At 68.9% G+C, this 22,673-nt stretch carries 20 protein-coding genes and 1 tRNA gene; 2 read left to right on the top strand and 19 right to left on the bottom strand.

All coding sequences use genetic code 11. The annotated features are described in order from the left end of the window. Window positions 1-51: 51 nt before the first annotated feature. The 14 genes from AMY39116_RS0310050 to rplJ form a co-directional block, all read right to left on the bottom strand. On the bottom strand, window positions 52-3,552 hold the full coding sequence (locus AMY39116_RS0310050; RefSeq protein WP_027935789.1) for a DNA-directed RNA polymerase subunit beta: 3,501 nt from the start codon (window positions 3,550-3,552) through the stop codon (window positions 52-54). 912 nt (window positions 3,553-4,464) lie between these two features. After that, window positions 4,465-5,370 carry a hypothetical protein gene (locus AMY39116_RS0310045; RefSeq protein WP_020417555.1) on the bottom strand — a complete coding sequence of 302 codons (906 nt, stop codon included), beginning with the start codon at window positions 5,368-5,370 and terminating at the stop codon, window positions 4,465-4,467. A gap of 34 nt (window positions 5,371-5,404) precedes the next feature. Continuing rightward, a complete protein-coding gene (locus AMY39116_RS0310040; protein WP_020417554.1) occupies window positions 5,405-5,992 on the bottom strand; it encodes a hypothetical protein in 588 nt (195 codons plus the stop codon). A 36-nt stretch (window positions 5,993-6,028) separates the two neighbouring features. Continuing rightward, window positions 6,029-7,288 (bottom strand): MCE family protein, encoded by a 1,260-nt coding sequence (locus tag AMY39116_RS0310035; RefSeq protein ID WP_020417553.1) that lies wholly within the window; start codon window positions 7,286-7,288, stop codon window positions 6,029-6,031. Further along, a complete protein-coding gene (locus AMY39116_RS0310030) occupies window positions 7,288-8,499 on the bottom strand; it encodes an MCE family protein (protein WP_020417552.1) in 1,212 nt (403 codons plus the stop codon). The genes AMY39116_RS0310035 and AMY39116_RS0310030 overlap by 1 nt, the downstream gene beginning before the upstream one ends. Continuing rightward, on the bottom strand, window positions 8,496-9,680 hold the full coding sequence (locus tag AMY39116_RS0310025) for an MCE family protein (protein WP_020417551.1): 1,185 nt from the start codon (window positions 9,678-9,680) through the stop codon (window positions 8,496-8,498). Before AMY39116_RS0310025 ends, AMY39116_RS0310030 begins: the two co-directional genes overlap by 4 nt. After that, on the bottom strand, window positions 9,677-10,663 hold the full coding sequence (locus tag AMY39116_RS0310020; RefSeq protein ID WP_027935788.1) for an MCE family protein: 987 nt from the start codon (window positions 10,661-10,663) through the stop codon (window positions 9,677-9,679). The genes AMY39116_RS0310025 and AMY39116_RS0310020 overlap by 4 nt, the downstream gene beginning before the upstream one ends. Further along, a complete protein-coding gene (locus AMY39116_RS0310015) occupies window positions 10,660-11,691 on the bottom strand; it encodes an MCE family protein (protein WP_020417549.1) in 1,032 nt (343 codons plus the stop codon). Before AMY39116_RS0310015 ends, AMY39116_RS0310020 begins: the two co-directional genes overlap by 4 nt. Further along, window positions 11,688-13,022 (bottom strand): MCE family protein, encoded by a 1,335-nt coding sequence (locus AMY39116_RS0310010; RefSeq protein WP_027935787.1) that lies wholly within the window; start codon window positions 13,020-13,022, stop codon window positions 11,688-11,690. Before AMY39116_RS0310010 ends, AMY39116_RS0310015 begins: the two co-directional genes overlap by 4 nt. 7 nt (window positions 13,023-13,029) lie before the next feature. Continuing rightward, window positions 13,030-13,869, bottom strand: a complete 840-nt coding sequence (locus tag AMY39116_RS0310005) for an ABC transporter permease (RefSeq protein WP_020417547.1) — start codon at window positions 13,867-13,869, stop codon at window positions 13,030-13,032. 2 nt (window positions 13,870-13,871) lie between these two features. Then, the gene (locus AMY39116_RS0310000) at window positions 13,872-14,666 is read right to left on the bottom strand and encodes an ABC transporter permease (RefSeq protein ID WP_017986586.1); all 795 of its coding nucleotides are present in this window, start codon (window positions 14,664-14,666) and stop codon (window positions 13,872-13,874) included. Beyond that, window positions 14,663-15,838 (bottom strand): ABC transporter ATP-binding protein, encoded by a 1,176-nt coding sequence (locus AMY39116_RS0309995; protein ID WP_020417545.1) that lies wholly within the window; start codon window positions 15,836-15,838, stop codon window positions 14,663-14,665. The genes AMY39116_RS0310000 and AMY39116_RS0309995 overlap by 4 nt, the downstream gene beginning before the upstream one ends. 187 nt (window positions 15,839-16,025) lie before the next feature. Further along, complete coding sequence (rplL, locus tag AMY39116_RS0309990; RefSeq protein ID WP_017986584.1) at window positions 16,026-16,418, bottom strand: 50S ribosomal protein L7/L12; 393 nt, start codon at window positions 16,416-16,418, stop codon at window positions 16,026-16,028. 45 nt (window positions 16,419-16,463) lie between these two features. Continuing rightward, window positions 16,464-17,000, bottom strand: a complete 537-nt coding sequence (gene rplJ / locus AMY39116_RS0309985) for a 50S ribosomal protein L10 (RefSeq protein ID WP_017986583.1) — start codon at window positions 16,998-17,000, stop codon at window positions 16,464-16,466. A gap of 382 nt (window positions 17,001-17,382) precedes the next feature. On the opposite strand from rplJ, the gene AMY39116_RS0309980 reads away from it, so the two are divergent. Next, the gene (locus AMY39116_RS0309980; protein ID WP_020417544.1) at window positions 17,383-18,231 is read left to right on the top strand and encodes a hypothetical protein; all 849 of its coding nucleotides are present in this window, start codon (window positions 17,383-17,385) and stop codon (window positions 18,229-18,231) included. Window positions 18,232-18,281: 50 nt separating this feature from the next. On the opposite strand, the gene rplA is transcribed toward AMY39116_RS0309980, so the two are convergent. The 5 genes from rplA to AMY39116_RS0309955 all read right to left on the bottom strand — a co-directional run bounded on the left by rplA (window position 18,282) and on the right by AMY39116_RS0309955 (window position 21,227). Further along, a complete protein-coding gene (gene rplA / locus AMY39116_RS0309975; protein ID WP_020417543.1) occupies window positions 18,282-19,001 on the bottom strand; it encodes a 50S ribosomal protein L1 in 720 nt (239 codons plus the stop codon). 281 nt (window positions 19,002-19,282) lie between these two features. Beyond that, window positions 19,283-19,714 carry a 50S ribosomal protein L11 gene (gene rplK, locus AMY39116_RS0309970; RefSeq protein WP_020417542.1) on the bottom strand — a complete coding sequence of 144 codons (432 nt, stop codon included), beginning with the start codon at window positions 19,712-19,714 and terminating at the stop codon, window positions 19,283-19,285. 77 nt (window positions 19,715-19,791) lie between these two features. Continuing rightward, window positions 19,792-20,622, bottom strand: coding sequence for a transcription termination/antitermination protein NusG (nusG, locus tag AMY39116_RS0309965; protein ID WP_020417541.1), 831 nt, complete (start codon window positions 20,620-20,622; stop codon window positions 19,792-19,794). A 55-nt stretch (window positions 20,623-20,677) separates the two neighbouring features. Then, a complete protein-coding gene (gene secE / locus AMY39116_RS0309960) occupies window positions 20,678-21,127 on the bottom strand; it encodes a preprotein translocase subunit SecE (RefSeq protein WP_020417540.1) in 450 nt (149 codons plus the stop codon). A gap of 27 nt (window positions 21,128-21,154) precedes the next feature. Further along, window positions 21,155-21,227: transfer RNA gene (locus AMY39116_RS0309955), tRNA-Trp, on the bottom strand. Between the two features lie 178 nt (window positions 21,228-21,405). On the opposite strand from AMY39116_RS0309955, the gene AMY39116_RS0309950 reads away from it, so the two are divergent. After that, complete coding sequence (locus AMY39116_RS0309950; RefSeq protein ID WP_020417539.1) at window positions 21,406-22,632, top strand: pyridoxal phosphate-dependent aminotransferase; 1,227 nt, start codon at window positions 21,406-21,408, stop codon at window positions 22,630-22,632. Window positions 22,633-22,673 lie beyond the last annotated feature (41 nt).

Raw genomic sequence — 22,673 nt, 5'->3', positions numbered from 1 at the left:
CGGCTACCGGGGGCGGGGCCGCGGGAGGTGGCCCCGCTCCCGGTCGCTACGTCATTGCACGACGTCGTCCACCGAGGGCGACTCGTTGCGGGACAGGTTGATGCCGAGGTTGGCGGCGGCGCGCTCCAGGTCCTCGTCGTCGGAGTCGCGCATCTCGATCGCCGCGCCGTCGCTGGAGAGGACCTCCACGTTCAGGCAGAGCGACTGCAGCTCCTTGAGGAGAACCTTGAACGACTCCGGGATGCCCGGGTCGGGGATGTTCTCGCCCTTGACGATCGCCTCGTACACCTTCACGCGGCCGACCACGTCGTCCGACTTGATCGTCAGCAGCTCCTGCAGCGTGTAGGCCGCGCCGTAGGCCTGCATCGCCCAGCACTCCATCTCACCGAAGCGCTGGCCACCGAACTGCGCCTTACCACCCAGCGGCTGCTGGGTGATCATCGAGTACGGGCCGGTGGAGCGGGCGTGGATCTTGTCGTCCACCAGGTGGTGCAGCTTGAGGATGTACATGTAGCCGACGGCCACCGGGTACGGGAACGGCTCGCCGGAACGGCCGTCCAGCAGCGTCGCCTTGCCGTTCTCCTTGACCATGCGCTCGCCGTCCCGGTTGGGCCGGGTCGACGCGAGCAGGCCGGTGAGCTCCTCTTCCTGCGCGCCGTCGAACACCGGGGTCGCGGTGTTCGTGCCGGGCTCGACGTCGTAGAGCTCCTCGGAGAGGTTCTGCGCCCACTCCGGGTTGCCCTCGATCTTCCAGCCCTGCGAGGCGAGCCAGCCCAGGTGCAGCTCGAGGATCTGGCCGATGTTCATCCGTCGCGGCACACCGTGGGTGTTCAGGATGATGTCGACCGGGGTGCCGTCCTCCATGAACGGCATGTCCTCGACCGGCAGGATCTTGCCGATGACACCCTTGTTGCCGTGGCGGCCGGCGAGCTTGTCGCCCGGCTGGATCTTCCGCTTCTGCGCGACGTAGACGCGGACGAGCTCGTTCACGCCCGGGGGCAGCTCGTCGTCCTCCTCGCGGGAGAACACGCGGACGCCGATGACCTTGCCGGTCTCGCCGTGCGGCACCTTCAGCGACGTGTCGCGGACCTCGCGGGCCTTCTCGCCGAAGATCGCGCGGAGCAGGCGCTCCTCCGGGGTCAGCTCGGTCTCACCCTTCGGCGTGACCTTCCCGACCAGGATGTCGCCGTCGCGGACCTCCGCGCCGATGCGCACGATGCCGCGCTCGTCCAGGTCCGCCAGGACCTCCTCGGAGACGTTCGGGATGTCCCGGGTGATCTCCTCGGCGCCGAGCTTGGTGTCGCGGGCGTCGATCTCGTGCTCCTCGATGTGGATCGAGGTGAGCACGTCGTCCTGCACCAGGCGCTCGGAGAGGATGATCGCGTCCTCGTAGTTGTGGCCCTCCCACGGCATGATCGCCACGAGCAGGTTCTTGCCGAGCGCCATCTCGCCCTGGTCGGTGGACGGGCCGTCGGCGATGACCTGGCCGGCCTCGACGCGGTCGCCCTCCGACACGATCGGGCGGTGGTTGAAGCAGGTGCCCGCGTTGGTGCGGCGGAACTTGTGCAGTCCGTAGCTCTTGCGGGTGCCGTCGTCGTGCATGATCGTCACGAGGTCGGCCGAGAGCTCCTCGACGACACCGGCCTGCTCGGCGACGAGCACGTCACCGGCGTCGACCGCGGCACGCAGCTCCATGCCGGTGCCGACCAGCGGCGACTCGGCGCGCAGCAGCGGCACGGCCTGGCGCTGCATGTTGGCGCCCATCAGCGCGCGGTTGGCGTCGTCGTGCTCGAGGAACGGGATCATCGCGGTGGCGACCGACACCATCTGACGCGGCGACACGTCCATGTAGTCGATCTCCAGCGGGTCGAGCAGCTCGACCTCGCCGCCCTTGCGTCGGCCAAGGACCTGGGCCTCGGCGAAGTGACCGTCCTCGGTCAGCGGCGCGTTGGCCTGCGCCTTGACGTAGCGGTCCTCCTCGTCGGCGGTCAGGTAGTCGACCTGGTCGGTGACCCGGCCCTCGACGACCTTCCGGTACGGCGTCTCGATGAAGCCGAACGGGTTGACCCGCGCGTAGGAGCACAGCGAGCCGATCAGGCCGATGTTCGGGCCTTCCGGCGTCTCGATCGGGCACATGCGGCCGTAGTGCGACGGGTGGACGTCGCGGACCTCCATGCCGGCGCGCTCACGGGACAGACCACCCGGGCCCAGCGCGTTGAGGCGGCGCTTGTGGGTCAGGCCCGACAGCGGGTTGTTCTGGTCCATGAACTGCGACAGCTGCGAGGTGCCGAAGAACTCCTTGATCGCCGCCACGACCGGGCGGATGTTGATCAGGGTCTGCGGCGTGATCGCCTCGACGTCCTGCGTGGTCATCCGCTCGCGGACGACGCGCTCCATGCGGGACAGGCCGACCCGGATCTGGTTCTGGATCAGCTCGCCCACGGTGCGGATGCGGCGGTTGCCGAAGTGGTCGATGTCGTCGACCTCGACCGGGACCTCGTTCTCGCCCTCGCCCATCTTGGTCTCGCCGGCGTGCAGGCGGACCAGGTACTCGATGGTCGAGACGATGTCCTCTTCGGTGAGGGTGCCGGTCTCGTACGGCAGGTTCAGGCCCAGCTTCTTGTTCAGCTTGTAGCGGCCGACCTTGGCCAGGTCGTAGCGCTTCTCCTTGAAGAACAGGTTCTCCAGGAGCGTCTGGGCGCTCTCCTTGGTCGGCGGCTCGCCCGGGCGCAGCTTGCGGTAGATGTCGAGCAGCGCCTCGTCGGTGCCTGCCGTGTGGTCCTTCTCGAGCGTCGCGAGCAGGGTCTCCGAGAAGTGGAACCGCTCGCGGATCTGCTCGGTGGTCCAGCCGAGGGCCTTCAGCAGCACGGTCACCGGCTGGCGGCGCTTGCGGTCGATGCGGACGCCGACGGTGTCGCGCTTGTCCACGTCGAACTCGAGCCACGCGCCGCGGCTCGGGATGATCTTGACGCTGAAGACGTCCTTGTCGGTGGTCTTGTCGACGCTGGTGTCGAAGTAGACACCGGGCGACCGGACCAGCTGGGACACCACGACACGCTCGGTGCCGTTGATGATGAAGGTGCCCTTCTCGGTCATCACGGGGAAGTCGCCCATGAAGACCGTCTGGGACTTGATCTCGCCGGTGTTGTTGTTGACGAACTCGGCGGTCACGAACAGCGGGGCCGCGTACGTCATGTCCTTGTCCTTGCACTCCTCGACGGAGGCCTTGACCTCGTCGAAGCGCGGGTCGGAGAAGGACAGGGACATCGAACCGGAGAAGTCCTCGATCGGCGAGATCTCGTTGAGGACCTCTTCGAGGCCGCCGACGGGGTTCTCCTCGCCCTCGTTCACGCGGCGCTCGAACCACTTCTCGTCACCGGTGAACCACTGGAAGGACTGGATCTGCACGTCCAGCAGGTTGGGGGTGGGGAGGGGCTCGCGGATCTTCGCGAACGAGACCCGCTTGGGGGCTCCGGGAATTCCCGTCGGGTTCGGCTCCGTTACAGCCGAGGTGGTCGCAGCAGTGGCCTGGTTCGCGGGAGAGACTGCCAAGATGCGTCCTTCCGGGGACAATGAGCGGTGCGCAGCCGCGTTAGCAACAGCTAAAGCGACTGTCAAGGGTGCCGTGTGCCCACTATCCTAGCTTCCGTCTCCGGGCAGCCTGAAAGAGGGCAGCGCAAAGAAGCAGTCTAGCCCGAACGACGCGTTCTGTCGAGGGGGCCTCTCGATGGGGCCCGCGCCTCGATCACGACGTCCTCAGGCATCGCCTCCCGGCAGACCCTCCCGCAGGGTGCTGCCGTTGGCGATAAGCGTGAACCCCCGGCGCCGAAGAGTCAAGATGCCACGCGGCGAACCCGCCGGTTGGCGCAACGCCATCGCGGTCCGTACACGGCTTCGACCTGGGGATTCGTGCGCGCGGAGGCGCGCTGGGACGGTTGTGGTCACCAGGGGTTGCGGCTCGGCTCACGCCGGTCCAAGATCGTCCTCGGGTGTTGTGGCGGGGCCCCGCGGAGCGGCGCGGCGGCCCCGGTCCGGCCGCCGCGGAGGAGCGATCGCGGCTGGTTTTAGTGGCGCGCTTCACGTGCCGGAGGGTGTCGCGTCGCGCCCCGGTAGGCCCTGGAGTCGGCTCGGGGAGTGGCGACGGGGTGAGTGCGCCGCGGCGTGCAGGCCTCTGGAACGGGCGGCGGCTGCTTCTGGTGCCCGTGGCGGCTCCGCCGTGGCCGCGTCCCGCGGACTCCCCCGCCCGAGTCGGGATCGGGCGGGCGGCGGCGCCGCGTCCGGCGGTCGGTCGCGCGGCCGGGCCGGCCTCCCCTCAGTAAGCAGAACGGCGCACCTCGGCGGGCGGGCACCGGGGGCACCGCCGCCACCGGCCAGTCGCGCGCCCTGCCGCCGGCGGGCCGGCCTCGCTCGGACAGCGGAACGGCCCGCCGGGCCGGGGGCTCGGCGGGCCGTGGTGCCGTTGGGTCAGCGGGACGGCGCCGGCGACGCCGGGGGCGCGCTGGACGGCGCCGGCGTGGGCGTCGGCTGGTCTGCCGCGTACGTGTCGAGCGCCGAGACCTTCCACTTCCCGTCCACGTACTGCATGTTCAGCCACAGCTGGGCGCTGCCGCTCGCGGTCTGGTTCTGGTCCGTGCGCGTCGAGGTCTGGTCGACGAACACCATGACCTTCGCGCGGTCCCCGTCCAGCATGATCACCGCGCTGCGGGTCGCCTTCACCGTGACCACGATCTTCTGCTGCGGGGCCAGCCGCTCGACCTCGCCGAAGATGCGGTTGTACGTGGCCTTCACCTCGTCGTTGAGGAGCAGGTCCTTGGCCGCGTCCTGGGTCTTCGCGATGTTGTTGAAGTCGTAGGAGAACAGCGACTCCACGGCGTTCGACGCGGCCTTGCTGACGTCCGCGGTACGAGCGGTGTCCAGCAGGGCGGTGTTCGAGGTCATCGCGTCGACGCGGTTGCCCTCGATCTTGAACCACACCGCGAACCCGGCCAGCACCAGCGCCAGGCCGAACAGCGCGCCGGCCAGGACGTACGGGCTGGTCTTGCGCCGCGGGCCGGGCTCCGCGGGCTCCTCCTCCGCAGCGGCGGCCTCGGCCTCGGCGTAGCTCTCCGGCTTCGGCTCCCCCGCGTCGCGGGCCTTCGGCCGCGGGCTCGGCCGCCGGGGCTCGGCCGGGGCTTCCTCGGGCTCAACCGATGCGGCCTCAACCGAAGCGGGCTCGGCCGGCGCCGAAGCCTCCTCGACCTCGGGCGCGCTGACCTCGTCGGTCTCGGTGTACTCCTCGTCGCGGGGCCTCGGCGAGGGGCGCCGGATCCCGGCGCCTGCGACCTTGGGGCGGCGGCGCACCGGCGGCGGCTGCCGGCGAGACGGTGGCATGACTGGTCCTCTCCTCGTACGCCTGGGGCGACGGCTACTGCCCGCTCACGAGCGGCACCGACCCGATCCCGGACACCTTCCACTCGTCGCCGACCCGGGTCATCTGCACCTCCAGCCGCAACGGCTTGGCGGCGGGCTGCGCGCCCTCCTTGGTGACCAGCGTGCTGATCGCGGCCAGGAAGCTCGCCTTCCCGCCGTGCAGGTCCAGCTCCTCCACCCCGATGTCCTGCACCGTGGTGGTCACCTTGGTCTTGGCGTCGGCCATCGCCTGGCGGTAGTTCTGCTCGCTCGCGGTGATCTGGTCGACCAGCTCCTGGGTCGAGACGGCCTTCTGCTGCGCGAAGTAGGCGTCCGGGTTGGTGTAGTCCAGCTCGGTGTACGCCTTGACCGCCGTGGTGCCCGCCTTGACCACGTCGTCGCGGGCCTGGGCCAGGTCCAGGTTGTCGTCGGCGGAGGCGACCCACCACTGGACGCCGAAGATCCCGGCCACGATCAGCGCCGCCGCGGCCAGCGCGGCCGTGCCCAGAACCAGGTACCGGCCCAGCTTGTCCCCGGCCGCCGGGTCCGCGGCAGGCGGCTCCGGGAAGCCGGCGTCCTCGGTCCGTGCCTCGTCCGAACTCATAACACTCCAGAGTAGGTAGGTCGGGTGTGGGCGGCGTCAGCCGGGCAGCCCCAGCAGGGCGGACAGGCTGGTGATCGAGACGCCCGGCGAGCCGACGACGCCGGGGGTGCCCCGCATGTACGCCAGCTGCTCCTCGTCGCGGGTCGAGTTCTGCTGCACGTCCTGCGGCGTCGGCGCGACCGGCACGCCGTTGTACGGCGCGTTCTGAGCGCCGCGCACGCCGATCGGGCTGCCCGCGGGCTCCGCGCAGTATGAGTTCAGGTTCGGGTCGCGCGGGGTCGTCTCCGCGCCGGTGCGGTACTCCTCCGGGCTCATGTAGCCCTTGGTGCACACCGGCGGGTCGAACAGGTTGAGCGCGAGCCCGAGGTGCGCGGTGCCGTCGCCGGGCGCCACGCTGCGGGCGCCCACCGCCAGCACCGGGTAGCTGACGAGCACCTGCTGGATGCCGTCCTGCCGGGTCAGCAGCAGGTTCGACGTGGTCAGCAGGTTCGCGGTCAGCTCACCGAGCCCTGGCCCGAGGTCGGTGACGAACTGGTTGAGCGTCTGCGCCGCGCCGGGAGCGACCTCGATCAGCCGGCGGATGTCGGCGTCGGAGCCCTTCAGCGTCGCCGACAGCTCGTTGAGGTTGGCGCTGAACTCCTTCAGGTTGCCCGCCTGCTGGTTCTGCGTCTGCAGCACCCGCTCGCCGGAGTCGAGCAGCTGCACGGTCTGCGGCAGGTACTGCTGCGCGGTGGCGGTGAAGTCGCGCGCGGTGTCCAGCAGCTGCTGCAGGCCCGGGCCGGTGCCGTTGAACGCGTCGTAGGACTCGTCGACGACGGTCCGCAGCGCGTCCTTCGGCACCGAGGACGCCAGGCTGTCCAGGTCGGTGATGATCTGGTCGGTGCCGATCGGCACCTGGGTCTTCGCGGCCGGGATGACCGAGCCGCCCGCGAGGTAAGGACCGCCGTCGGCGACCGGCCGCAGGTCGACGAACTGCTCGCCGACGGCCGACCGGTTGGCGATGACGGCCTGCAGGTTCGCCGGCACCTGCGGGGTGTCCGGCGCGATCTCCAGGTCCGCTTCCAGCCCCTCGGCGGTGAGCCGCAGCTGGCCGACCTTGCCGATGTTGTAGCCGCGGTAGGTGACCTCGGCCCCGGTGAAGATGCCGCCGGACTGGGTCAGCTCCAGCTTGACCGTGTAGCCGGTCTGGCCGAACACCTGCCCGAGCCCGGCGAACCGGATCAGCGCGTACACCACGGCCACCACGGAGATGACCAGGAACGCGATCAGTTGGATCTTGGTCTTGCGGACCAGCATCACACACCCCCCGCCAGCAGGCCGAAGATGCCCGCGACCCCGGTCTGTTGCGGCTGCGCCCCGGTCGCGCCGGTCGCAGCCGTGCTCTGCGGCGCCAGATCCTGCGGCAACGGCAGCGGCGGCGGCTGGTTGGCCTGTTCGCCCTCGACGCCGCCGGTGAGCCCGGCCAGGCTGTCCGGCAGCACGCCGCCGAGCGGGTTCTGCCTGCTGCGGCTCAGGTTCTGCAGCACGTTCTGCAGGTTGAGGTCGATCTTGGCGTAGAGGTTGAAGTAGTCGCCCTTCACGCCGTCGACTGCCGCGTCGGTGAACGGGTAGGTCAGCAGGATCTCCAGCGACTTGGGCAGGTCGGCGCCGGCCTCGCCGAGCTTCTGCAGCGTCGGCAGCAGCGCCCGCAGGTCGGCGACCAGGTTCTCCTGGCTCTTGTTCAGCGTGTCGACGGTGACGCCGGAGAGGTTCTGCAGTGCCTGCAGCATGGTGACCAGCTGGGTGCGCTGCTGCTCCAGGACGCCGATGCCGGGGCCGAGGTCGTCGATGGCGTTGACGATCTGGTCCTTCTGCCCGGCCAGCGTGCTGGCGAGCCGGTTGAGGCCGTCCAGCGCGCGGGTGATGTCGCCGGACTGGGCGTCCAGTGTGGACACCAGCTGGTTGGCGTTGTCCAGCAGGCGCCGGATGTCCGGCTCGCGGCCCTCGGTGGCGGCGTTGAGCTCCTTGGTGATGGTGTTGAGCTGCTCGACCCCGCCGCCGTTGAGCAGCATGGACAGCGCGCCGAGCACCTCCTCCACCTCGACGCTGCGGTTGGTGCGCGCCAGCGGGATCTCCGCGCCGTCGGTGAGCGTGCCCTGCGCCAGGTCGTCGCCGGGCGAGGCCAGCTCGACGTACTTCTCGCCGAGGAGGCTGGACTGCCGGATGTTGGCGAGCGAGTTGGCGGGCAGCTTGACGTCGCCGTTGAGCTTCACGGTGACCTCGGCGTGCCAGCCGTCCGGCGTCAGGCCGATCGCCTCGACCCGGCCGACCGGGACCTCGTTGACCTTGACCCCGGCCTGCGGCACGAGGTCGAGCACGTCGTTGAACTGGACCTTGACCGTGTACGGGTGGTCGCCGAGATCGGCGCCGCCGGGCAGCGGCACGTCGTAGATGCCGCCGAACGAGCAACTGGACAGGGTCAGCGCGCCGGCCACGCCGGCGGCGACGAGCGCGATCGTCTTCCTCATCGCGACGCCCCCGTTCCGTAGACCGTCTGCGCCAGCGGGAGCGGCAGCGGCGGCAGCTCGCCGTTCTGCAGCGCGTGCACCGTCTGCGCGACCGACGGCAGCGGCACCGCGCCGTCCAGCAGCGGCGCGACCGAGCTGCACAGGTCGCCGATCGCGTCCAGCGCGGACGGGGTCTGCTTGAGCAGGTTGCAGATCATCACGATCGGCGGCTGGGTCAGCTCGTTGAGGTTGGCCCGCGCGTCGAGCGTGCCCGACGAGCCGTTGTAGGCGTTGATCACGTTGTTCAGGCCGACCGGCGCGACGTCGAGGATCTCGGCGAGCGCACTGCGCTGGTCCACCAGCACCTGGGTCACGCTGGCCAGCTTGTCCACGTTGGACTTCAGCCGGTCGGAGTGGTTGTTGATGAACTGCTGCACGGTGGCGAGCGTGGTGCCGAGCTGCTGCACAGTGGCGGCCAGGTTGTCCTTCTCCCCCGCCAGGTAGCCGGAGACGTCGGCCAGCCGCTGCTCGAACTGGCGCACCTGGTTGTCGCTGTTGGCCAGGGTGGTGGTGAAGTCGGCCAGGTTGGAGATCGTGCCGAACAGGTCGTCCTCGTTGCCGGACAACGTCTTCGACGCCTGGCTCAGCTTGGTGATCGTGTCGTGCAGGGCCTGGCCGTTGCCGTCCAGGTTCTGCGCCAGCGTGGTCAGCAGGTCCGACAGCGAGCCGTTCTGGTTGACCCCGTTCGGGCCGAGCGAGCGGCTGATCTTGTCCAGGCTCTCGTAGAGCTGGTCGACCTCGATCGGCACCGCGGTCTTCTCCAGTGGGATGGTGGCGCCCTCGCTGATCACGTCGCCGCCGGTGTAGGCCGGGGCGAGCTGCACGTACCGGTCGCTGACCAGCGACGGCGCGACGATCGCGGCCTGCGCGTCGGCGGGCACCCGCACCGTGCGGTCGTACTCCATCACGACCTTGACCCGGTCGCCCATCGGCTCGACCGAGGTCACCTTGCCCATGTCCACGCCGAGCACCCGCACGCTGTTGCCGACGTAGAGACCGGTCGCGCTGGTGAAGTAGGCGGTGAGGTGTTTCTTGTCGGCGTCCTTGAGGGTCCACCAGAGCACGCCGGCCACGACGAGGCCGAGCACGCAGGCCGCGGCGACGCCGCGCGCGAGGGATCGGCCGAAGCGGGTCTCCGTCATTTCTGGTTGCACCCCTCTTCGTTCAGGGGGCCGATCGAAGGCAGGATCAGACCGCAGATGTAGTTGTCGAACCAGTGCCCGTTGCCGACGGTGTTGGTGAACACGCGGATGTAGGGAGCGAACCGGGCGATGCCCTGCGCCAGGTTGTCCTGGTTGCGCTGCAGCATCGCGGTGAGCTGGTCCAGCGAGGTCAGCACCGGCGTCAGCTGGGCGTCGTTGTCGCTCACCAGCCCCTGCAGCTGCCGGGACAGCTCCTGCGAGCCGGCCAGCAGCGTGGAGATCGCCTGCTCACGCGCCGCGACCTCCTGCAGGACGAGGTTGCCGTCCTGCAGCAGCCGGGTCAGCTGCTGGTCGCGGTCGGCCAGCGTCTGCGAGATCTGGTTGGTGTTCTGCAGCAGCTGCGCCAGCTCGGTGTCCCGCTTGGCGATCGTGTCGGACAGCTGCGACAGGCCGTTGAGCGCGCCGCGCACGTTGTCGGAGGTGCCGGACAGCGTCTGGGACAGCACGTCGAAGGATTGGGCCAGCTGGTCCGTGTCGATGTCGTTCACCGTCGACGACAGGTCCCGGAACGCGTCCAGCACGTCGTAGGGCGCCAGCGTCCGTTCCTTCGGGATCGGCGTGCCCGGGTCGAGCGCCTTCTCGCCGACCGGGTCGAGCGCGAGGTACTTCTGGCCGAGCAGCGTCTTGATCTTGATCGCCGCCGCGGTCTTGTCGCCGAGCCAAGTGTCCTTGACCTTGAACGTGACCTTCACCGACGCGCCGTCCAGCGTCACGTCGGTGACCTTGCCGACCTTCACGCCTGCCACGCGCACCTCGTCGTCGGCCTTCAGGCCGGCCGCCTCGGTGAACTCCGCCTCGTAGCTGGTCCCGGCGCCGATGATCGGCAGGTCGTCGGCGTTGAGCGCGGCGATGAAGCCCAGCAGCATCAGCACGAGGCCGACGGCCGCGATGGGCACGGGGTTGCGCGACTGGAAGCTCCTCATGATCCGCACCGCGCCTGGGTCGCCGGCATGATCGGGAGGTTGATCTCCTGGTTGATCAGCGGCGGCAGCGACACGCTCCCGCTCGCCGAGCAGAGGTAGAAGTTGAACCAGGAACCGTAGTCGGCCGTGCGCGCCAGCGTCGTGACCTTCTCCGGCAGGAACTGGATGAAGTGCTCCACCAGTGGCTCGCTGTCGTTGAGGTTCTGGGCGAGCCCGCCCAGCGCCGAGATGTCGTTCTTGAGCGGTTCGCGTGCCTCGTCGAGGAAGCCCGCGGTCGTGTTGGCCAGCCCGCCGAGCGCGTCGATCGCGTCACCGATCGAGTCGCGGTCCTGGGCCAGGCCGGTGGTGAGCTGCTGCAGCTTGTCGATCAGGTCGGTCAGCTGCGGGGTGTGCGCGTTGACCGCGTCCAGCACCGTGTTCAGGTTGGTCACCACCTGGCCGATCACCTGGTCCTTCTGCGCGATCGTGGTGGTCAGCGACGCGGTGTGGGCGAGCAGGCTGTCGATCGTGCCGCCCTCGCCCTGCAGGACCTGGATCAGCTCGTAGGACAGCTTGTTGACGTCCTCCGGGTTGAGCGCGCGGAACAGCGGCTTGAACCCGTTGAACAGCTCGTCCAGGTCGAGCGCCGGCGTGGTGCGCTCCAGCGGGATCGTGCTGCCCGGCTTGAGCGTCTCCTTGTCGTCCCCGGTGCCCTGGCCGAGCGAGAGGTACCGCTGGCCGACCAGGTTGCGGTACTTGATCTGCACCGTGACCCCGGCGGGCAGGGTGCGGCCCTGGTCGACCTCGAAGTCGATCTGGGCCTGGCGCCGGTCGACGATCTTGACGTCGGTGACCTGTCCGACCTTCACGCCCGCGATGCGGACGTCGTCGCCGGGCAGCACCAGCGTCGCGTCGGTGAAGCGGGCGCTGTAGCCGGTGGTGTCCTGGGTGTTGATGTTGGCGATGCTGATGCCGAGGATCGCCGTGAACAACACGGTGATCACGATGAAGATGGTCAGCTTGACCAGCGGCGCGACCAGTCCCCTCACTTGACCGTCACCTCCGCACCCCGGTAGAGCGGGCCCACGAGCAGGCCGGACCAGCCCGGCATGGCCGCCGGGTCGAGGCCGACCTGCGGGCCGACGAGCTGGGACAGGAAGTCGAGCTCGGCCCGGCTGTTGGCCGGGTTGCCGCCCGCCGCGCCGCCGCCGTTGTAGCCGCCGGCGTCGGCGATGGTGTTGGCGGGCTGGAGCCCGTCACTGGCCGGACGCGAGCCCGGCGTCGGCTGTGCGCCGTCCTTGATCGGCCCCTCCGGCGGGTACTGCGGGAACGGCTGCGGGAAGTCCTTGACGTTGTAGCAGCGCGGGCCCCGCTTGTCCTCGAAGCGCGGCTCGTCGCGGCCTGCCACGTACGGCCCGCGGGTGGTGACGATCTCGATCGTCGCGTGCAGACCGGGCTGGTTCGTGCCCTTGCCCAGCGCCTCGTCCACGTACGGCACCAGCTCGGCCATCGAGCCGAACAGGCACGGGTACTCCGGCGCGTACTTCGCCAGCAGCTCGGCCGTCGGCCGGGAGTTCTCGGCGAGGCTGATCAGGTTGCTCGCGTTCGCGCTCACGAACGATTCCAAGGTCTGCGACGCGGCCGTCACGTTGGCGTAGAGGGCCTGCAGGTTCTGCTGCTCGTCGAACACCGTCTTCGTCGTGGTCGACAGGTTGTCCAGCGTCTGCACGAGATCCGGCGCGGCCTCGTTGAGGTTGTCGGAGAACTTCGCCAGCTCGCGCAGGTTCTCCTGCAGCTGCGGCAGGTGCGGGTTCAGGTCGCCGAAGTAGGTGCCCAGCTCCGACAGGGTCTGCCCGAGCGTCTCGCCGCGGCCCTGCAGGGCGGTCGAGATCGCGGTCAGCGTGGTGGACAGCTTCTCCGGCTGCACGGCCTGCAGCACCGGCAGCAGGTTGTCCAGCGCCTGCGACAGCTGGACCGCGTTCTGCGTGCGGTCCTCCGGGATCACGTCACCCGCGGCGATCGTGCGTGCCGACGGCTGCTCCGGGATCTCCAGCGACACGTACCGCTCGCCGAACAACGTCTTCGGCAGGAACCGGGCGCTCACGTTCTCCGGGATCAGCTTCGCCGACTCCGGATCCAGCGCGAGCGTCAGCGTGGCGCCCTCGGCGCTCGCGTCGATCGACTTCACCGACCCGACGATCAGCCCGCGCACCTTCACGTCGGACTGCGGCAGCAGCTGGTTGCCGACCTCGCCTGCCTGCAGCTTCACCTCGACGGTGGGCGTGAACGCCTTGTTGTACATGGCGATCGACAGCGTGACGCCCGCCGCGAGCACCACGATCAGGAGCAGGCCGAGCAGCCTGCGGCGCAAGGTCACCACAGTAATGTCACCCCGCGATCCGGACCGTCACCGAGGTCCCCCAGATGGCGAACCCGATGAAGAAGTTGATGATGGCGACCGTGACGATGCTCAGCCGCACCGCGCGGCCCACCGCCACACCCACGCCCGCCGGGCCGCCGGAGGCGCGGTACCCGAAGTAGCAGTGGGTCAGGATGATCACGACGCTGAATATCAGCACCTTGATGAACGAGTAGAAGACGTCCTCGGGAGGTAAGAACAGGTTGAAGTAGTGGTCGTACGTGCCTTCGGACTGCCCGTAGATGTAGATGACCACCAGCCGGGACGCCAGGTACGACGACAGCAGGCCGATCACGTACAGCGGGATGACCGCGACGAACCCGGCGATGATCCGGGTGGTCACCAGGTACGGCAGGCTCGGCACGCCCATCACCTCGAGCGCGTCGATCTCCTCCGAGATCCGCATCGCGCCCAGCTGCGCGGTGAACCCGGCGCCGACGGTCGCCGACAACGCGAGGCCCGCGACCAGCGGGGCGATCTCGCGGGTGTTGAAGAACGCCGTCAGGAAGCCGGTGAACGCCGACGTGCCGATCGAGTTCAGGGCCGAGTAGCCCTGGAGGCCGACCAGGACACCGGTGAACAGGGTGAGGCCGATCATCACGCCGACCGTGCCGCCGATGACCGCCAGCGAGCCCGAGCCGAAGCTGACCTCGGCCAGCAGCCGCAGCACTTCCTTGGTGTAGCGGCGGATCGTACGTGGCGTCCACGCCAGCGCCCGGATGTAGAACGACATCTGGTCGCCGAAGTTGTCCAGGATCTCCAGTGGACGGTGGGCGATCCGCTTCGCCGTCTGACCGATGTTCGCCATGATCAGCTCAGCTTTCCGGGGACGATCTGCAGGTAGATGAGCGTGATCACGAAGTTCACGACGAAGAGCAGCAGGAACGTGATGACGACGGACTGGTTCACCGCGTCACCCACGCCCTTCGGGCCGCCCGCGGGGTTCAGCCCGCGGTAGGCGGCGACCACGGCCGCGATGAAGCCGAAGATGAGCGCCTTGATCTCGCCGACCCACAGGTCGGGCAGCTGGGCAAGCGCCGAGAAGCTCGCCAGGTACGCGCCCGGCGTGCCGCCCTGCAGCACCACGTTGAAGAAGTAGCCGCCGAGCACGCCGATGACGCTGACCATGCCGTTGAGCAGCAGCGCGACGAGCATCGACGCGAGCACGCGCGGCACGATCAGCCGCTGCACCGCGGAGACGCCGAGCACCTCCATCGCGTCGATCTCCTCGCGGATGGTGCGCGCGCCGATGTCCGCGCAGATCGCGCTGCCGCCCGCGCCCGCGACGAGCAGCGCGGTCACCAGCGGGGCGGCCTGCTGCACGGTGGCGAGCACGCTGCCGGCGCCGGTGTAGGACTGCGCGCCGAGCTGGCGCGCGAGGGACCCGAACTGCAGCGAGATGACCGCGCCGAACGGGATCGCGACGAGGGCCGTAGGCAGGATCGTGACGCTCGCGATGAACCACGACTGCTGGATGAACTCCCGCAACTGGAACGGCCGCTGGAAGAACCCGCGGATGATGTCCAGCCCGAGGGCGAACAGCTTCCCGGTCTCACGCAGCATTCCGATCCCGGGAACCTTGGCCGAGGAGGCCGTCGAGCTCATGCCTCACCGGCCCCCGGGCCACGCAACCGCTCGGTGGTCTCGGTTCTGCTGGGCCACCCGGACTGCGGCATGCGCGCGATTTCCTCGTCGGAGAGCTGCCCCTGGTGGTGCGTCGGCAGCGGCATGGTGGGGGCGGCGTGGCGGCTGCCGGTGTGCACCGCGCGGCGCGGCGTGACGCCGTAGTGGCGCTGCTCCTCCGGGGACAGGGACTCGATGATCCCCTCCTGCGCGGCGGGCGGCAGCGTGTGCAGGATCTTCATGACCCGGTCCTTGCGGCGGATCGCGCCCTGCCGGGTCGGCACGCCCGGGGTCGGCTGCATCTGCGCCGGGATGCCGGTGACGTCCTCGACACCGCCCGCGTGGTGACCGGCCTCGAACATGGCGCGCTCGGCGGCCATCTGGGCGGTGTCCTTCTCCTCGGACATGCCGATCGGGCCGTCCATGCGGCCGTTGAGGAACTGCTTGACGACCGGCTCCTCGCTGGTCAGCAGCACCTCGCGGGGCCCGAACATGACCAGCTCCTTGCGGAACAGCATGCCCAGGTTGTCCGGCACCGTGCGGGCCAGGTTGATGTTGTGCGTGACGATCAGGAACGTCGCGTCGATCTGCGCGTTCACGTCGATGAACAGCTGCGAGATGTAGGTGGTGCGGACCGGGTCCAGACCGGAGTCCGGCTCGTCGACCAGGATGATCTCCGGGTCCAGCACCAGGGCGCGGGCCAGGCCGGCGCGCTTGCGCATACCGCCGGAAATCTCGCCGGGCAGCTTCTTCTCGGCGCCGGCCAGACCGGTCATCTCGAGCTTTTCCAGGACGATCCGGCGGATCTCGGTCTCGGATTTCTTGGTGTGCTCGCGGAGCGGGAACGCGACGTTGTCGTAGAGGTTCATGGAACCGAACAGCGCGCCGTCCTGGAACAGCACTCCGAACAATTTTCGCGTTTCGTACAGCTTGTGCTCGCTGCACCGCACGATGTCGACACCGTTGATCATGCAGCTGCCCCGGTCGGGCTTGAGCAGCCCGATCATGGACTTCAGGAACACCGACTTTCCGGTGCCCGACGGGCCCAGCATGACCGACACCTCACCCGGAGGCAGTGTCAAGGTCACGTCCCGCCAAATGGTCTGCCGCCCGAAGGACTTGGTCAGACCCTCGATGACCACCTCGGCACCCATCGAACCTCCCGCAGCTCCGACGCCGTGGATCAACACCCTGGCACACGCCTGCCCGGCGTCAACAAGGTGCAACGAGTCAAGTCCCGAGCAGGTTACTCATGAGTTTTTCAAGCCACAATCCAGGTGAAGAGAAAAAGGCGGGCCACCCACCGGGTGGCCCGCCTTTTTCGAGATGCGGAATTCGCGACTACTTGACGCTGACCTTGGCGCCGGCAGCCTCGAGCTTCTCCTTGGCCGCGTTGGCGGCGTCCTTGTCGACCTTCTCCAGGAGCGGCTTCGGGGCGCCCTCGACGAGCTCCTTGGCCTCCTTCAGGCCCAGGCCGGAGACGACCTCGCGGACGACCTTGATGACCTGGATCTTCTTGTCGCCGGCACCCTCGAGGATGACGTCGAACTCGTCCTTCTCCTCCTCGGCCGGGGCACCGGCAGCGGCGGCACCCGGGGCGGCGGCCGCGACGGCGACCGGCGCGGCGGCGGTGACGTCGAAGGTCTCCTCGAACTTCTTCACGAAGTCCGAGAGCTCCAGCAGGGTCAGCTCCTTGAACGCGTCGAGCAGTTCGTCGGTGCTCAGCTTCGCCATGATGGCGTTCCTTTCCTAACGGGTGGTACGGGGTGGGTGGTTACTTCAGCTCTCGGCGGGTGCCTCGTCGCCCTGCTGCTTGTCCGCGAGGGCCTGCGCGAGGCGGGCGACCTGGGACGCCGGGGCCTGGAACAGAGCCGCGGCCTGGGACAGCTTGGCCTTGAACGCGCCTGCCGCCTTGGCGAGGAGAACCTCGCGGCTGTCGAGGTCGGCGATCTGGTTGACCTCGTCGACGGACAGCGGGCGGCCGTCCATGTAGCCGCCCTTGATGACCAGGGCGGCGTTGTCCTTGGCGAAGTTCTTCAGGGCCTTCGCGGCGTCGACCGGCTCACCCTGCACGAAGGCGATCGCGGTCGGGCCGACGAAGAGATCCTGGAGACCCTCGATGCCGGCCTCTTCCGCGGCCCGCTGCACGAGGGTGTTCTTCGCAACCCGGTACTTGGCACTGGTGCCGAGAGCGCGGCGCAGCTCGCTGAGCTGGGACACGGAGAGGCCGTTGTACTGGGTGATGACGGTGGCCGAGCTGCTGCGGAAGTGGTCCGCGATCTCGGCGACGGCCGCCACCTTGTCCGGCTTCGCCATGGGTCGCCTCCTCTCTTGGCTGGTTTGACCGCCTTGTGCGAGGAGTCCCGGGAAGAAGAAAACGCCCACGCGCAGCAAGCACGGGGCGTGTGGCACACCAGGGGTGTGCGGCCTCGTTCTTCCTGCGCGGGCCGCCCCTCCTTGTTCCGGGGCACTTCGCTTCGCGCCTGACGGCGTGAAGAACCAGCGGTCTTCGGTAGAACCGTCGTCCATAGTACCTGGCCGGCGCGGGCGGCTTGCCGGCCCCCTGGTTACGCGGTCCGTGATGACTCGGCCACCCGGTGGCAGGCATCATGGGCGCGTGGTGGAGCAGCGACCAGGCCAACAGCCCGACGAGCCTTCCCGGGACCCCAGCGGCGAGCCGCCGGCGGGTGGCTCGGCCGTGGAACCGGCCCAGCCGCAGCTCGATCCGGAGCAGCTGCGGCAGTTCCAGCAGTTCCAGCAGTTCCAGGACTTCCTCCGCTACACCGAGGCGCAGCGGCAGAGCAACGGAGACCTGGTGCCGACGCAGAACGCGCCGGTGCAGAACGTCCCGGCCCCGCACGCGCCGGTGCAGAGTGCGCCCGGGTACGGCCCGCCCACACAGCCTGGGCACGGTGGACCGCCCGTTCCGCCACCGCCGTACGGCCAGCTCCAGCCTCTCCCCCAGCCCGGCCCGAAGATCAGGGCACCGAAGTGGGCGAAACGGCTGGCGGGGAAGCTGCTGTCCGCACTGCTGTTCCTGATCGTCCTGATCGTGGCCGGCAAGCTGGCGTACAACCACTTCTTCCCCGAGGACGATCCGGATCTACCCGCCGCCCAGACCGGCGGTGGCACGTACCACACCAACGTGCTCTACTCGGCCAACCCGTACGAAGCGGCTCGCCAGATCTACCAGCAGATCGGTCAGAACCTGCCGGACCGCGCCTGCGGCCTGATCGCACCGGAGGTGCGTCAGAAGTTCGCGAACGACCTCGGGTACGCGACCTGTGAGCAGGCGTCGGCCGAGATCTACAAGCAGGTGACGAACCGGATCAGCTGGGCCAGTTCACTGCCGTTCGGTGGCGCCCCTCCCCAGGGAGCCACCGAGGTGCGCATCGACTCCTGCGAATACGAGATCACCGGCGGCCCGGCGCTCGGTGTCTTCGTCGTCAGGGAGGTCAACACCAACCAGTGGCTCGTCGTGGGCCACGAGCCGGGCCCCACGGTGTGCCCCGCGCCGAGCACGGCGGTCACTCCCACCAGCCGATAGAAGAAGGGCCCCGGCGCAGCAGCGCCGGGGCCCTTCTCTCGAAACTACCGTCAGACGGTCGCGTCCTCGGCGAGGAGGTTGCGCGTCCGGGCGGGGTCGACCGGGATGCCGCGCCCCATGGTGGTCGAGACGACCACCTTCTTGATGTAGCGGCCCTTCGCGGCGGACGGCTTCGCCCGCAGGATCTCGTCCAGCGCGGCCGCGTAGTTCTCCACCAGCTTCTCGACGTCGAACGACGACTTGCCGATCACCAGGTGCAGGTTGGCCTGCTTGTCGACGCGGAAGTCGATCTTGCCGCCCTTGATCTCGGTGACCGCCTTCGCCACGTCGGGCGTCACGGTGCCGCTCTTCGGGTTCGGCATCAGGCCACGCGGGCCCAGGATGCGGGCGATGCGCCCGACCTTCGCCATCTGGTCCGGCGTCGCGACAGCGGCGTCGAAGTCGAGCCAGCCACCCTGGATTCGCTCGATCAGGTCGTCGCTGCCGACGGCGTCCGCACCGGCGGCCTCGGCCTGCGCGGCCTTGTCGCCGACGGCGAACGCGATGACGCGGACGGTCTTACCGGTACCGTGCGGCAGGTTCACGGTGCCGCGGACCATCTGGTCGGCCTTGCGGGGGTCGACGCCGAGGCGCATCGCGACCTCGACCGTCTCGTCCATCTTGGACTTGGAGAGCTCCTTCGCCAGCTTGACGGCCTCGAGCGGGGCGTAGAGCCGCTCGCGGTCGATCTGCTCAGCCGTCTGGCGGTAAGCCTTGCTGCGCTTTGCCATGTCTGTCCTTAGCTAGAAAGTGGATCAGTTGTGGTACGAGCCAGCGCCTGGCTCTCCCACATCCGGGAAAACCGGATTTACTCGACCGTGATGCCCATCGACCGGGCGGTGCCGGCGATGCTGCTTTTGACCAGCACTGTGCCGCCTGCTCGATGTCGTTGGCAGTCGCGGTGCGGAACCTATTCGACCGTGATGCCCATCGACCGGGCGGTGCCGGCGATGCTGCTTTTGACCAGCACTGTGCCGCCTGCTCGATGTCGTTGGCAGTCGCGGTGCGGAACCTATTCGACCGTGATGCCCATCGACCGGGCGGTGCCGGCGATGATCTTCGCCGCCTGCTCGATGTCGTTGGCGTTCAGGTCCGACTTCTTGGACTCGGCGATCTCGCGCACCTGGTCCCAGGTCACCTTGGCGACCTTGGTCTTGTGCGGCTCGGCCGAACCCTTGTCGATGCCAGCGGCCTTCAGCAGCAGCCGAGCGGCCGGCGGCGTCTTCAGCTTGAAGTCGAACGACCGGTCTTCGTACACGGAGATCTCGACCGGCACCACGTTGCCGCGCTGCGACTCGGTCGCGGCGTTGTAGGCCTTGCAGAACTCCATGATGTTGACGCCGTGCTGACCCAGCGCGGGGCCGACCGGCGGAGCCGGGTTCGCGGCACCCGCCTGAATCTGCAGCTTGATGATCGCTGCAAGCTTCTTCTTCTTGGGTGGCATTCCTAGTTCCTATTCAGTACCGAGTACCCCGCGCGCCTGCCTGCGCGCGAGGGCCAACGATCCAGTGTACTGGGTCGTCAGATCTTGGAGACCTGGTTGAACGACAGCTCGACCGGCGTCTCGCGGCCGAAGATCGAAACCAGGACCTTCAACTTCTGCGCGTCCGCGTTGACCTCGCTGATCGTCGCGGGCAGCGTCGCGAACGGGCCGTCCATGACGGTGACCGACTCGCCCACCTCGAAGTCGACCTCGACCGCGGGCGCGCCCAGCGCGGCCTCCGCCGAGGCGGCCTCGCCCTTGGCCTTCGCCGGGGCGGGCTTTTCGACCTTCGGGGCCAGGAACTTCAGCACGTCGTCGATGCTCAGCGGCGACGGCTTCGAGGTCGCGCCGACGAACCCGGTGACACCCGGCGTGTTGCGCACCGCGCTCCACGAGGCGTCGTTCAGCTCCATCCGGACCAGGATGTAGCCGGGCAGCACCTTCTGCTGCACCACCTTGCGCTGGCCGTTCTTGATCTGCGTGACCTCTTCGGTCGGGACCTCGATCTGGAAGATGTAGTCCTCGACGTCCAGCGTCTGGGTACGGGTCTCGAGGTTGTTCTTGACCTTGTTCTCGTACCCGGCGTAGGAGTGCACGACGTACCAGTCGCCCGGGAGCGAGCGCAGCTCCTTGCGCAGCTTCTCGACCGGGTCCTCGTCGTCGTCCTCGGCGGGCGCGGCCTCGGCGGCCGGCTCGGCCACCTCGTCGCCCGCCTGCTCGTCGTCGGCCGCGGCCTCTTCCGGCTCGGCGTCGAGTTCGGCGACCGCGCCGTCGGCGTCCTGGTCGGACTCGACGGCCTCGTCCTCAGCCACCGCCTCGACCGGCTCGTCGTACTCGTCGCCGGCTGCGACGCCGTTCTCGGAGGTCACGTTCCGTCCTCTCACTTGATCGCTTGTCGTGTCCGTGCCGGCCCGCGGGACGCGCTCAGCCGAACAGCCAGAACACGCCCTTGCGGAACGCGAAGTCCAGCAACGAGACCAGCGCAACCATGAAGGCCACGAAGACCAGCACGACCGTGGTGTAGGTGACCATCTGCTTGCGCGTCGGCCAGATGACCTTGCGCAGCTCGGCCCACACCTCGCGGATGAACCGCACCAGCCTCGCGAACAGCGACGGCTTCTTGTCCTTGCGAGTCCGCTTCGGGGTCGCGCGACCCTTCTTGACCTCGCCCGCCTTGGCCTTGCCGTCGGTGACCGGGCTAGCGGCCGAAGCCTTGCCCGACGGACGCGCCTTGTCGCCGTCCTTGGCCGCCTTGCCGGCAGGGCGCGCGGAGGCGCGACGTTCGCGCCGCGCCGCAGCCGTGACCGGACGCGCAGCCCGCTTGGGCTCCTGCTCCTGGCCCTTGCCGCCGGCGTCGTTGTCGCTCACGACCACTCCTCCGCTAAGGCACCTACATCGACGCAGGGGTGACAGGACTTGAACCTGCAACCTGCGGTTTTGGAGACCGCTGCTCTGCCAATTGAGCTACACCCCTTCGAGCAATCCAGCCGCTCGCTGGACGCCCTTGACCCTCCCCGCATGCCCTGCGGGGTCAGGCGCCGGACGTTCCAAGTTCGGAAGTCTACGGCAAGCCCGGAAGGGGCCCGCAACCGAGGGGCGCAGAACGGCTCCCGCGTGCTCCTCGACACACGCGACGTGCGAACATGAAGGCCATGAGCGCACCCGCAACCGTCACCGCCAGCTCCCGCATTTCGGCCCGGATCGCCGGCATCACGCCGTCGGCCACCCTCGCCGTGGACGCGAAGGCGAAGGAGCTGAAGGCGCAGGGCCGCCCGGTGATCGGCTTCGGTGCGGGGCAGCCGGACTTCCCCACCCCCGACTACGTCGTGGAGGCGGCCGCGAAGGCCGTCCACGACCGGGCCAACCACGGTTACACCGCGGCCGGCGGCCTGCCCGAGCTGAAGGAGGCCATCGCGGCGAAGACCCTGCGCGACACCGGCTTCGCCATCGAGCCCAGCCAGGTCCTGGTCACCAACGGTGGCAAGCAGGCCGTCTACTCCGCCTTCGCCACGCTGTGCGACCCGGGCGACGAGGTCCTGCTGCTCGCGCCGTACTGGACCACCTACCCCGAGTCGATCAAGCTCGCCGGCGGTGTGCCGGTGCAGGTCACGGCCGACGAGTCGACCGGATACCGGGTCACCGTCGAGCAGCTGGAGGCGGCGCGCACCGACCGCACCAAGGTGCTGCTGTTCAACTCGCCGTCCAACCCGACCGGCGCGGTCTACAGCCGCGAGCAGATCGAGGCCATCGGCAAGTGGGCCCTCGAGCACGGCATCTGGGTGATCACCGACGAGATCTACGAGCACCTGACCTACGACGGCGTGCAGAACCACTCGATGCCGGTCGTGGTGCCCGAGCTGGCCGACCGGACCCTGGTGCTCAACGGCGTCGCCAAGACCTACTCGATGACCGGCTGGCGGGTCGGCTGGATCGCCGGCCCCAAGGACGTGATCAAGGCCGCGACGAGCTACCAGTCGCACCTGTGCGGCAACGTGTCGAACGTCGCACAGCGGGCCGCGCTGGCCGCCGTCGCCGGGCCGCTGGACGTGGTCGCCGAGATGCGCGCCGCGTTCGACGCCCGCCGCAAGAAGATCGTCTCGCTGCTGTCGGACATCCCGGGCGTCACCTGCCCGACCCCGGAGGGCGCGTTCTACGCGTACCCGTCGTTCAAGGAGCTCCTCGGCAAGGAGATCCGCGGCGAGAAGCCGGCCGACACGCTGGAGCTGGCCGACCTGATGCTGCGCGAGGCCGACGTGGCCGCGGTGCCGGGCGAGGCGTTCGGCACGCCGGGCTACTTCCGGTTCTCCTACGCGCTGGCCGAGTCGGACCTGGTGGAGGGCGTGGAGCGGATCGCCGCCCTGCTGTCCGAGGCGAAGTAATCCGATCGAGTCAACCGAAGCGCCACTTCCGCATGCCGGAA

The organism is Amycolatopsis sp. ATCC 39116 (assembly GCF_000231075.2).
Classification (GTDB): domain Bacteria; phylum Actinomycetota; class Actinomycetes; order Mycobacteriales; family Pseudonocardiaceae; genus Amycolatopsis_E; species Amycolatopsis_E tucumanensis.
This window is presented reverse-complemented; position numbering and strand designations above follow the sequence as displayed.